Source organism: Streptomyces sp. NH27, assembly GCF_056859195.1.
This window is the reverse complement of the sequence record NZ_JACEGK010000023.1, coordinates 1-11,093: the sequence shown is the minus strand read 5'-3', so window position 1 is coordinate 11,093 and position 11,093 is coordinate 1. Positions and strand designations below refer to the sequence as shown.

The window sequence follows — 11,093 nt, the reverse complement described above, 5'->3', positions numbered from 1 at the left end:
GGGAAGACGGAACGTCAATATGGGGCCGTAGCGGCCGTTGCGACACGCGGGCCATGCTTCCCCGTTGCAGGCACGAGCCATGGTGGGCGCCGAAATGCCGAAGCCTTGGGATGGCTTGTCCGGCACGATGGCTCCATGTCCAGGACTTCCGAGCCTCAACAGGCGTCGTGCCCCGCATCGTCATCCCTTGCGGCGTTCGAGGCCGCGCTGACGCCTACGGCCATGAACGCTCCGGAGTCCGACGAGAAGCTCGTCGCCGCGCTGCGCGGCGTGGACACCGCCGGCGAGGGGGCCACGGCGTTGCGCTTGCTCGCCGATCAGCCGTGTGTGGTGCTGCGGCTTGACGAGGCCGTCCGACGGATATCCGAGTACCGCTTCGGGCGCGCGCGCCGGGCCGGTAACACCAAGGTGGACCAGTCCGCACCCACTGCGGAGGCGAGTCCGCTCGGCATCGCTCTGGCTTCCTGCCATCCCGACGGCCGGATACGCGAACGCGCCGTGCGCAGAATGCACTTGCTGTTGAGGCAGCCCCAACCCCCGCTCGGGCTCGTGCCGTTCCTCGTACTGCGGACCGCAGACTGGGCGGGGCCGGTACGGGATCGTGCCCGCGCCGCGCTCGCGGTGCTCCTGCACGAGCATCCCAAGTCGCTGGTGCCCGCCGCCGCGTCGCTCACCCTCCTGATCGTCCGGCGCGAGCGGGGAGGCTTCGCGCGGCAGCAGCTCGTAAGCGCTTTGATGTCCTCGCCCGGGACCGCTCTCTTCGAGCCCCTGCTCGCCTCGCCGGACAGCCGGCTGCGACGGTTCGCCCTGCAAGCGGCGCTCGCGAGCCGTCGGCTCCCGCTCAGGTCGCTGGTCGCGACCGCCAAGCTGGACAGTGACCGTCAGTGCCGGGGGCTGGCGGCGGAAGCAGCCGTACGCGAAGCCGTATGGACCGAACAGACCGATCTGATACGGCAATTGGCGGCGAGCGGCCATCAGGAAGTCCGCGTCCTGGCGCTCGTAGGGCTCCTCAGAGAGGGACTCGCGGCAGAGGTCACTCCGTACCTCGGGGACACGTCCGCACTCGTCCGCGCCGTGGCACGTGACGCCGCCCGCCGTACGGACACGGACGCGCTCGACTGGTACCGCGCCGCGATCCGCACACCCACGCCGGGCGCGATCGCGGGTCTCGCCGAGGCCGGCGGCAAACGGGATGCCGACCTGCTGGTCCCCCTGCTCGGGCACCCATACGCGCCCGTGCGCGCCGCAGCCGTTCGGGGCCTGCGGGCATTCGACGCGGTCCCCGTCGAGCGCACGGTCCCGCTGCTGCGCGACCCGTCCGCGAAAGTGATCCGCGAGGCCACCACGGCCCTCCGCAGCCGCCTCGGCCAACTCCCGTCCGGGCTAACGGAGTCCCTGCTGGCCGACCGTGATCGCGCGGCCGTCCGGCGGGCCGGATACCGCCTCCTCGACGAGCCCGACGCACTTCAGCGGCTCCGCACGAACCTCAGCATCGCCACCGACCCGGACCCTCGGCTCGCCCGATGGGCCGCCGATACGGCCGCAGCGCTGATCCGCCAACTCCACCCTTCTCCCTGGCACTCCAGGGCCAACGTCGCCCCCGCCTTCGACCCGACAGCCGACGAGCGGGGCGAACTGCTCGCCCTGACCGAGGCCGCCGCCCCGCTCCTCGCCCACCGGACACGTCAACTCCTCCACGAACAGCTCGAATCCGGCGCCCCCGCAACGGAACTGCTCAGGGTCCGGTACGGCCCGCACCCCGATACCAAGAACCCGCTCCTGGACGTGGAAGCCACCTTCGCCGCGGAAGACCCCCACGAAACCATCGTCCTGATCCGTGAGGTCCTGCTCGCCGTACTCCCGTACGCGGCCGGCCCGGCCGACGCATGGCCCGCCGACGAACAGTGGTCGGAGATCCTGCCGACCTGGTTCGTAGAGCGCTGCGCCCCCGAGGCCCCCGTCCGCCAGGGCACCACGGCCGACCGGCTCGCCTGGTGGCACGGTCTGACCAGGCAGCAGCGCGCGACCGAGCTCCAGACGGACGCGGTCGCCGACTGGCGACTCCTGGACTGGATCAACCTCTTCGACCCCGACGGCATGGCCGACAGCCGTAGCTGGCGCTGGTGGGACGGCGGAGCCAGGGGGCACAACACCGGTTGGGTCCGATTCGGCACCGACGGCCACCCCTACGGCGGCCGACAGGCCCTGCACTGGCTGATCGAAGCCGCGGGCGGCTACGACATCGCACTGCCATGACCCCGGGCTTGGGAGCCAGTTGGGAGCCGAGCCGCCACCCGAGCCCCCGTGCGGCCGTCCCAGGCGCACCCGGGCGTCGACGCCCGCCGGAGCGTCGCGGCCACGTACCGCGGATTCCGCGTGGGTGTCCAGAATGACCACGTGAAATCCCTTCTGCTCTCCATCGGTTCGGTGTTGGCACTGCTCGTCGGCGTCGTGACCTACGTCATCGGCGCCCGGGACGGCCACCTGTTCGACCTCAGCGCGGAGAGCACCTTCTGCACCGCCAAGCCGTTCGCGGGCGACGGCGGGGGAGCTTCTTCCCGCTCAGCGAGAAGTGCCTCTGGACGGACGGAACGACGACGGAGCTGGTGCCCTCGTACGTGAACCCGCTGATGTTGACCCTGCTCGCCCTCGGGATCGTCCTCCTGGTGCTCGCCCTCGTGACCGTCTTCCGTCCCCAGGGGAAGAAGACCGCGCCACCGACGTCCCTGCCAGCCTGCACGTGAGCCACCGGGACGCCGCCGCCGGGGTCCGGCTGATCCTGCGCGAACGGGTACGTGCCGGCTGGGTTCCGGGACCAGGTCCAAGGGCGGGCCCTACGGGATCGGCGGCGAGGAGGGCTGGTCCAGGGGCGTCACGCCTGAAGGAGGGCGGTCAGGACGACGGCCGGATCGGCGTCGGGTGAGCCGGCGGGCCACCACGTCCCCCGGTCCTTGGTGTACGGGTACCACAACCCCTCCTGGCCGAGGCGGAGTTGGGCGTCGCGGCCCTCGACGGTCCAGCGGTTGCGCCAGGTACGCAGCCGGGGCGGGGCGCCGTCCGCCCAGTCCGCGCGCAGGGATTGGCGCTCGCGGTCCAGGCGTCCGGCGGGCGGGTTCCACGGGTGTTCCAGCACGTCGAGGGACGCGGCGCCGCCGAAGCGCCAGGCCCGTGTGGCGGCGGCGAGTTCGGCGGGGGTACGGCCGCAGTTCGCCGCGATGCGGGCGAAGACGTCCATGGTGGGGTGCTCGGCGGCCAGGCGGACGGTGTCCTGCCACTCGGTGAGCGGGACGGGAGGCGCGCTGCCGGCGTGCCGCGAAGTGTCCAGGGCCGCGGCGAGCAGGTGGTGGGCGCGCAACGCGGCGTCGGCGGCGAGCAGTTCGAGCGCCGCGGGGTCCACACCGGGCTCGGGTACGGCCGCTTCCGCCAGCGCGGGGCCGCGGCCGGCCTGCGCGGGCAGCGACAACACGGCTGGCAGCGGCGGCAGTTCGGTGCGCGAGGCGAACGCCGCCCCGGCGGGCTCGCCGGCGCGGGCCCGCGGTACGCGGGTACGGGAATCCGTACGGGGGCCGGTACGGGAATCGGCCGCCGGGGACGGGGCGGTGGCCTCGGCTGCGGCACGGACGAGGTTCCGGCGGCCGAGTTCGTCGATCAGTTCCTGCTCGCCGCGGCCCCGCAGGAGCAGCAGGACGAAGGGGTCCCGGTCCAGCAGCCGCGCGACCTGGTAGCAGAGGGCGGCGGCGTGTTTGCAAGGGTCGCCCCAGTCGGGGCAGTTGCACGCCGGGTCGAGGTCCTGCGGCCCGGGCAGCAGAGCCACGCCCGCGGCCTCGGCGTCGTCGGCGAGCCCGGGCGGCATCTCGCCGTCGAGGAGTGCGGCGATGTGGGCGGCGCGTTCGGCGATCACATCGAGGAGGTGGTCCCACTGTTGATTGGTGAGCTGCCCTACCCGGACCCGCGACCGGTAGGGGGACGGGCGGCTGCCGTATACGGGGGCGGTCGCCGAACCGGCGTCGACGGTGACCGGCCCGACCGCGCCGCGCCGCGCGTACGTACGGCCCCGTCCGAGGCGGCCGGGGTCCAGCGAGGACTCCTCCAGTGCCGCCAGCCACGCCCGGCCCCACCAGGACTCCGCAAACGGGGCGCGGCTGCCCTTGGTGGGAGGCGTTGCCTCGAAAGTGCGGGCCCTCCGCCCTGCCGCGGGACGCTTCCTGGTCTGCTTCGTCATCGCCGCGACCCCCGCAGTGCGACCAGGTCGGCGAGTTCGGCGTCGCCCAGCTCGCTGAACGCCGCCTCGCCCGACCCGAGTACGGAGTCGGCCAGTTCCCGCTTCTGGCGGAGCATGTCGGCGACCTTCTCCTCCACCGTTCCCTCGGCGATCAGCTTGTGCACCTGTACGGGCTGGGTCTGCCCGATCCGGTAGGCGCGGTCGGTGGCCTGGTCCTCCACGGCCGGGTTCCACCACCGGTCGTAGTGGATGACATGGCCGGCGCGGGTCAGGTTCAGCCCGGTCCCGGCCGCCTTGAGGGACAGCAGGAAGACCTTCTTCTCCCCGGCCTGGAAGGCGTCGACCATCTCCTCGCGGCGCGCGACCGTGGTCCCGCCGTGCAGGAACAAGGTCGGCACGCCCCGGTCGTCGAGGTGGCGTTCCAGCAGCCGGCCCATGGCCACGTACTGGGTGAAGACCAGGGCGGACCCCTCCTCGGCGAGCACGGTGTCCAGGAGTTCGTCGAGCAGTTCCAACTTTCCCGACCGGTCAGGCAGTTTGGCGCCGTCCGGCTCCTTCAGGTACTGCGCGGGGTGGTTGCACACCTGCTTCAGGCCGGTGAGAAGTTTCATCACCAGCCCGCGCCGTGCCATGCCGTCCGATCCCTCGATCTCCGCCATGAGTTCGCGGACCAGCGCCTCGTAGAGGGAGACCTGCTCCTTCGTCAGCGACACCGGCTGGTCGGTCTCGGTCTTGGGCGGCAGTTCGGGCGCGATGCCGGGGTCGGACTTGCGCCGCCTGAGCAGGAACGGCCTTACCAGCGACGCGAGTTGACGTGCCGCGTGCTCGTCGCGGTCGCCCTCGACGGCCTTCGCGTAGCGGTCCCGGAAGCCGGAGAGCGTGCCCAGCAAACCCGGAGTGGTCCAGTCGAGCAGCGCCCACAGCTCGGAGAGGTTGTTCTCCACCGGGGTACCGGTCAACGCGACGCGGCCTCGCGAGGGGATCGTGCGCAGCGCCTTCGCGGTGTGCGCGTGCGGGTTCTTGACGTGCTGGGCCTCGTCGGCGACCAGCAACCCCCAGGGCTGCTCCGCCAGGCGCTCGGCGTCGCGGCGCATCGTCCCGTACGTGGTCAGGACGAAGCCGTCCTCAACTGTGCTGCCCTGCTCGGCCAGTTCACGGCCGGGGCCGTGGAAGCGGTGTACGGGCGCGGTCGGTGCGAAGCGGCGGATCTCGCGCTCCCAGTTGCCCAGCAAGGAGGCGGGGCAGACCACCAGCGTCGGGCCGGTGGTGGCCTTCCGTTCCTGGCGGCGCAGGTGGAGGGCGATCAACGTCACGGTCTTGCCCAGCCCCATGTCGTCCGCGAGGCAGCCGCCCAGACCGAGCGAGGTCATCCGGTGCAGCCAGTTCAGGCCGCGCAGTTGGTAGTCGCGCAGGGTCGCCGCGAGTGCCCTCGGCTGCTCTCGGGGTTCGCGTGCGGCGCGGGCCTCGGGATCCGCGATCCGGGCGCGCAGTTCCTCCAGCACACCGCCCGCGGCGACCGCGACGCGTTCGCCGTCCACCTCGACGCTGCCGGTCAGCGCGGCCCCCAGGGCGTCGATCGCGGTCAGCGAGGGCGCCCCGGATCGAGCCGTCTGCCGCAGCCGGCGCACCAGCTCCGGATCGACGACCACCCACTGGTCGCGCAGCCGTACGATCGGCTGATGGGCCCGGACCAGCCGCTCCAGTTCCTCCTCGGTCAGTTCCTGGTCCCCGAGCGCGACCCGCCAGCGGAAGTCCAGCAGGCCATCGGACGACAGGAAGGACGCGGCCGAGGACGTCGTGCTCTTGCGTGCCGGTTCCAGAACGCCGGACGCGGTCAGCCCGCGCACCAACTCCTTGGGCCAGTGCACGGCCACTCCGGCCCCGGCGAGGCTCTCGGCCGCATCGCCCAGCAGCGCCAGGGCCTCCTCGTCGGACAGCTCCATGCCGACCGGAGCGGCCGTCTCCAACAGGCGCCCGGCAGGCGGCCACACGCGGGCGGCCCGCCGCAGCGTCAGCAACGTGTCCACACGGGCCCGCGGGCCGAACACCTCGGGCGCGGCGGCCGATCCGGCCCACAGGTCCGCGGCGTCGGCGAGCATGGTCTGATCGGCCAGGCTGCGCAGTTGGACGACGGCCCGGAACGAACCGTAGTCGGTTCCTTCGGCCTCCTCACCGGCCCACGGTTCCTCGTCGTCCCACGGTTCCTCGCCGTCCTGTTCCTTCTCCACCAGCTCCAGCCGTAGCGACACCTGAAGTCCCGCGTCGCGGCCGGCGGCGACCTCGGCCGCCCAGGCCCGCTGTTCGGGCACGGCCTGCGGCACCCGGTCCGCGAACGCGGGCCCACCGGTCAGCTGACGCGAGGCGGGCGTACGGGTCAGCGAGTCGGCCACGGCGTCCAGGAACGCCCGCAGCAGCGGCTCGGCCGCCGGAAGCGTGAGCGGGGAACGACCGGGGACCGGAACGGCGCGGGCCTCCGGCGGCATGGCGGCCGCGAGCGCGCGCAGCCGCTCCAGATCCCCGGCGTCGTAGGGCCCCACCCGCCACGCGTCGAAGCCCTCCGCCGACACCCCGGGCAGCACCCGCCCCCTGGCCAGCAGGCTCAGCCCCATGGTGGCCGCCGCACCCCAGAACGCCGTGGCGGCCGAAGCCCGCCCGCTGCCGTCGGCGCCCAGCGCGCGGCAACGCGTCAGCAGCGGCAGCGCCTGATCCACCGGCACCGCGACGGCCGGCACCCCCGTCCTCCTTACCGACGAGCCGTGTGGGCGTACCACCGTAAGCTCCTCGACCTCCACCCCGAGGTCCGGGAGCTCGCCGCCGGGCGTCCAGAAGGCCACCCGTCCCAGCCGGGGCGGGTCCCCCGGAAGGAACAACGCCTCGCCCGTCGCCAGCTGCGGCAGCGACGCGAGCAGCCGGTCGCGGTCCACGGCAGCCGCCCCGGACGCGGGCGAGCGGTCGGTCGCGGCCAGGCCGGAGGGGGCCTCCCCCGCCGACGAACGAACCCTGACCATCGCACCCAACTCCTGGAACCCGTTCCCACCTGTTACGTCCGAAGCCGCTGGCTCCCCGCAAGCCCTCGGCGGATCAAGGCTAACCATTCACCCGGACGAGATATCGCCGGAACGGCCTTCCCCATCCGTCCTACGGGCCCCGACAAGGGCGAACCGGTCCGCAGATCTGGCTACCCGCCGCGCGGTCCCCCGGCTCGACCCGCTCACCCTCGGCTCGGCTCGGCTCTGTCTCCGGACCATCATCGCGGGGCTGACCATCATCGCCGGGCTGACCATCATCGCGGGGCCGGCCATCGTCCCCCGGCTGACCGTCGGCTCGGTGCTGCCGTCGGAGTCCGCGTACGGCTCTGCTTCGGCGAGTCCGACGGCCAGGCCGTCGCCAACCGCGGTCGCGAGGAAGGCATCGGCGACACCCTGGCCGCCAAGATCCGCGCCTCGCTCTTCTACTACCGCTCACTGTTGACGGTGCCCGGGTGCGAGGTCCGTCTCCACGACACGACCCTCTACAACTCCCTCTTCCGCTACGACGACACGCGCCTGGTGAATCCGCACAGGTCAAGCCGTTCATCGCCGCCTACAGCCGGTTGGAAGAGTTGGCCGCCTCCGATCCCGAGTCCATTACCATGATCAGGGCGGTTGCGTCAACCGTCTCAAGCTGAGCTGTCGGAAGGACGGCCTCCCCTGGCATTCGCGGGCTATCCGGCCATATGCGCTGCCGGAGGCGCGAAGACACCACCCCCTATGGCCCTATCACGCTCCGAGGGAGACCCTGTGAGCAGACCCCCAGGTCGAGCGCCTGGCCTCCGCACGCAAGCGGCGGATCCGTGGAAGATCAACCGGACATGGAGAACGACCCGTTGACGAAGGAAATCGTGGCGCAAGAGCAGCTACAGCGGCCAGAACGGAGGGGACTGCATCGAGTGCGCAACCCCGTCGGACGCCGAGATGCTCGTGCGTGACTCCAAGGGCCGCCAGTGCTTCACGGGCACGATGTCGAGGGGGCCCAGCGCGGACGGTGGGCCCCCTCGACGTCAGTGGCTGCGCCCACCGCTGGAGTCTATGAGTTTGGAGACCCATTGCGGTGCGACAAGTTGCCGTGACCATTCCGGGCGGAAATCCGGTCTGGCCCCGCCCAAGGAGACCGAGGTTGTGTGGGGAGTGCTGATATTGACGCGGTCATCACGATGTGCCCCGGTCCGGTAGGTTCCGAATGGACCACTGGCAACCCCATGACCGCGACCAATCGGCGCGACGGTAGCGGCTACAGCTTCTCCTGTTTCACTCCGGGGGGAAGGAGACAGGGCGTGAAGACGACGAGATGCAGTTCGTCGGGGGACTTATAACCCGAGACATCGATGGAGAAGTCCTTGTCCGGGCTGTGCGCCTCCAAGATGACCGCCGGGTCCATGGATGCGTCGTCGCGAAAACTCGATATCTTGTAGCCGCGCTTCTTGAGGTCGTCCCTGATGCTCGCGGCAGCGCTGCCGTGTTTCTGCGCTGCCAACGGCGCATGGGCCCGGTAGGTGAGGGAGAAACGGCCGTCGTTCGCCACCTCGTCGTGCCGGCCGATGCAGTCCGAGAATTCGGGCTTGATACTCTTCGCGTCGATCTCGGCGTCGGCGCTGCGGGCCATGGATTCCGCGAAATGGGCGGCCCAGGTCTGGGCGTCTTCCCGGCTCATCCGCGGTAGCGGGGCGTTCTTGTCGCCGTCTCCCGATGTCATACAACCTCCCAGCGATACGAGCGAGACGAGAGTCATCGCGAGCGGAAACCAACGGAATCCCCTCATGACAGGGACACCTGCTTTCGTCCTTCCGGCTTGTTACCCCAGCCGGAGTCAGGGGACCATGGGCAACATGGGATCGACGGTCGGAGCGGCGTGGACGAGACTCGGCGTCTTGCCCGCGATGATCCTCCCCATGTTCTCAAGGCCGATGCTTCCGTTGTCGAAGTAGCTGCTGTGACCGCCCTGTGCCACCTGGAACTCACTCCCGCCGAATCTTGCGGAGGTCGGGTTCTCGCCCAGCGACAACCCGGACAGATCCTGGGCGATGGGATCGTTGGCCGAGGCGCCTGCGTACACATGATCGCGGGGAATACCGAACGAGTCGGCGTAGCCGTTCATGCCAGGGCTGCCCACCGCGACGATGTCGTCGGCGCCCAGTCGCCCGCCGTCCGCGGCAGTGCCCACGAGGGTCGAGCCGTAGCTGTGTCCGATCACTGTGATGTGGTGATGCGCGGCGCCCTGAGCCGCGCGTGTCCCCTCGACGAACTGGCGAAGGTCTGGGGCTCCGCTCTCCGCCCGCCCGGTGGTGACGACGCTGGGATCGAGCTCCGGCGCGTCGTAACCCGGTTAGCGTCGTCCCGCACCGTCGCCGGAAGGCCGTCGAGCCCCCCGATCAGCTGTGGGTAGAACAGGACGTAGTCGCGCTGCTGGTCCGGGCTGAGCCGACTCCACCACTTGGCGGCGGCCTCGGGGTCCTTCGGCGGCTTCGGCTCGCCGATTCCAAGGAGTTGCATAGCCGCCTGGGCGTCGGTGCCCGCCTCGTTGAACGCGTGCTGCCGGTATTGCCCCATGATGTCACCATGGAGGAGCGCCAGTGCGTTCTTTCCGTCGTCCGACGCCTGCCCGGCCGCGGTCGGTGCGGAGTCGACGCGCTGACGGTACCCAGCGAGCGTGCCGCTGCCGTCTTCCGCCTCGTAACGGGAGGTGTACCGCGGGGGATCCACCGTGCCGTCGCTGTCCACGCGGTAGCCCTTGTCCTCCGCCTCCCTGACGACATCGCGGAGGTCGTTCTGGGCCTTTTCCATACGCCGATGGACCGTGGTGAGGACGGTGCTGATGGTTTCCGCCTCGACCCGGCCGATGGCCAACCGGTTCTCCACCCCGGCCAGGAACGCGAATGCCTCGGTGGCCGCCTCGCCCGACCAGCCCGCCTTCCTGAGAGGGACAGTGACCTGATTCTGATGCTGGGTGTGAGCACTTTCCAGCTCTTCGGACAGGCCGTGCCACTTCCGGGCAGCATCCGAGATACTGGTGAGGTCGAGACTCCACAACAGCGCGAAGGATTCCGGCATGCGCTAGATCCCCTCGAAATCCCGGCCGATGAGGGCGTCGTTCCACTCATGGGAGGTCGCGCACTCCCGCAGGGAGTCCGCACCAGCGGATATGCGCTCCTGAAGGCCCTTCAGAGCAGGTTTCCAGGTGTCGGCCAACTCGTCGATCTCTGAGCTGATCGACCAGCCGCGCAGCGATGTCGCGGCTGTTTCCATCCCCGTGACCGCCTGGTTGATCCGATCGTGCATGTCCTTGCCATTGAGCATGTCCGCCCTGTGCGCGGACACCCGCAACTCATCTGGTTTCACGTTCAGATCAGTCATGACCCACCCCCCGAGCAGCACCACTGGTGATCCAGACTCTACAGAGTGCTACCAACCGGCGCTCCACTACTCCCGGCAAAGGGACGTACCGACCGGCCGACGGGGTTCTCCCCCGCCGCGAGCCGAGTGGAAGCGCGCGGCGGTCCGGGCCGACGGCCGGCTCTCCATCGGCCGCCGCTAACCAAGCCACCAACCAAAGCCACCGTTTACTGGACAGGCCCGCCCGCGCGGTGACTTCTGGCAGTGGCCCGCCTGCCGCGGTGGGGGCGGCGGGCCGTGACCGGGACCACCATCAGCCTTCGGCCCGACCCCGACATCTTCGAGACGTGGAGCGCTTGTTCACGGTGCCTGCCGACCGCGGTGGCGGCTACGCGGCGGCTTGGGGGGCCGGCTCCGCCGCGTCCGTGCGTCGGCAGTCGGCGCATAGGGCGGTGGGGTCGTGGTTGCGGAAGGCGCGGTCGCAGCCGTCGCAGGTGATGATG

Annotated in this window: 8 protein-coding genes and 3 pseudogenes; 5 read left to right on the top strand and 6 right to left on the bottom strand. The window is 70.8% G+C overall.

What is annotated here, in order from left to right; all coding sequences use genetic code 11:
- Positions 1-222 precede the first annotated feature (222 nt).
- The 3 genes from AC13HU_RS03995 to AC13HU_RS03985 all read left to right on the top strand — a co-directional run bounded on the left by AC13HU_RS03995 (position 223) and on the right by AC13HU_RS03985 (position 2,744).
- Positions 223-2,256 (top strand): hypothetical protein, encoded by a 2,034-nt coding sequence (locus AC13HU_RS03995; protein ID WP_483040312.1) that lies wholly within the window; start codon positions 223-225, stop codon positions 2,254-2,256.
- 141 nt (positions 2,257-2,397) lie between these two features.
- Positions 2,398-2,622 (top strand): hypothetical protein, encoded by a 225-nt coding sequence (locus tag AC13HU_RS03990; RefSeq protein ID WP_483040311.1) that lies wholly within the window; start codon positions 2,398-2,400, stop codon positions 2,620-2,622.
- Entirely contained in the window at positions 2,607-2,744 is a 138-nt protein-coding gene (locus AC13HU_RS03985; protein WP_483040310.1) for a hypothetical protein, read from the top strand. The genes AC13HU_RS03990 and AC13HU_RS03985 overlap by 16 nt, the downstream gene beginning before the upstream one ends.
- A gap of 128 nt (positions 2,745-2,872) precedes the next feature.
- Here the strand turns inward: AC13HU_RS03985 and AC13HU_RS03980 are convergent, their stop codons facing one another.
- Together AC13HU_RS03980 and AC13HU_RS03975 are read right to left on the bottom strand one after the other, a co-directional pair.
- Positions 2,873-4,222 carry an SWIM zinc finger family protein gene (locus AC13HU_RS03980; RefSeq protein ID WP_483040309.1) on the bottom strand — a complete coding sequence of 450 codons (1,350 nt, stop codon included), beginning with the start codon at positions 4,220-4,222 and terminating at the stop codon, positions 2,873-2,875.
- Positions 4,219-7,230 (bottom strand): DEAD/DEAH box helicase, encoded by a 3,012-nt coding sequence (locus AC13HU_RS03975; protein ID WP_483040308.1) that lies wholly within the window; start codon positions 7,228-7,230, stop codon positions 4,219-4,221. The genes AC13HU_RS03980 and AC13HU_RS03975 overlap by 4 nt, the downstream gene beginning before the upstream one ends.
- A 321-nt stretch (positions 7,231-7,551) precedes the next feature.
- Here AC13HU_RS03975 and AC13HU_RS03970 point away from each other — a divergent pair.
- A pseudogene (locus AC13HU_RS03970) lies at positions 7,552-7,782 on the top strand (XRE family transcriptional regulator); the annotation flags it as partial.
- A gap of 330 nt (positions 7,783-8,112) precedes the next feature.
- Positions 8,113-8,433 (top strand): annotated as a pseudogene (locus AC13HU_RS03965) (DUF397 domain-containing protein); the annotation flags it as partial.
- 58 nt (positions 8,434-8,491) lie between these two features.
- Here the strand turns inward: AC13HU_RS03965 and AC13HU_RS03960 are convergent.
- The 4 genes and pseudogenes from AC13HU_RS03960 to AC13HU_RS03945 form a co-directional block, all read right to left on the bottom strand.
- Positions 8,492-8,953 carry a hypothetical protein gene (locus AC13HU_RS03960; RefSeq protein ID WP_483040307.1) on the bottom strand — a complete coding sequence of 154 codons (462 nt, stop codon included), beginning with the start codon at positions 8,951-8,953 and terminating at the stop codon, positions 8,492-8,494.
- Between the two features lie 114 nt (positions 8,954-9,067).
- A pseudogene (locus AC13HU_RS03955) lies at positions 9,068-9,520 on the bottom strand (alpha/beta hydrolase); the annotation flags it as partial.
- Complete coding sequence (locus AC13HU_RS03950) at positions 9,448-10,308, bottom strand: hypothetical protein (protein ID WP_483040306.1); 861 nt, start codon at positions 10,306-10,308, stop codon at positions 9,448-9,450. The gene AC13HU_RS03950 and the pseudogene AC13HU_RS03955, both read right to left, overlap by 73 nt.
- 3 nt (positions 10,309-10,311) lie before the next feature.
- The gene (locus AC13HU_RS03945; RefSeq protein WP_483040305.1) at positions 10,312-10,611 is read right to left on the bottom strand and encodes a hypothetical protein; all 300 of its coding nucleotides are present in this window, start codon (positions 10,609-10,611) and stop codon (positions 10,312-10,314) included.
- Positions 10,612-11,093 lie beyond the last annotated feature (482 nt).

Bases quoted from the DNA above. Each gene is read 5' to 3' on its own strand.
- AC13HU_RS03995 (WP_483040312.1), top strand. From the start codon at position 223: ATGAACGCTCCGGAGTCCGACGAGAAGCTCGTCGCCGCGCTGCGCGGC.
- AC13HU_RS03980 (WP_483040309.1), bottom strand. From the start codon at position 4,222: ATGACGAAGCAGACCAGGAAGCGTCCCGCGGCAGGGCGGAGGGCCCGC.
- AC13HU_RS03975 (WP_483040308.1), bottom strand. From the start codon at position 7,230: ATGGTCAGGGTTCGTTCGTCGGCGGGGGAGGCCCCCTCCGGCCTGGCC.
- AC13HU_RS03960 (WP_483040307.1), bottom strand. From the start codon at position 8,953: ATGACATCGGGAGACGGCGACAAGAACGCCCCGCTACCGCGGATGAGC.
- AC13HU_RS03950 (WP_483040306.1), bottom strand. From the start codon at position 10,308: ATGCCGGAATCCTTCGCGCTGTTGTGGAGTCTCGACCTCACCAGTATC.
- AC13HU_RS03945 (WP_483040305.1), bottom strand. From the start codon at position 10,611: ATGACTGATCTGAACGTGAAACCAGATGAGTTGCGGGTGTCCGCGCAC.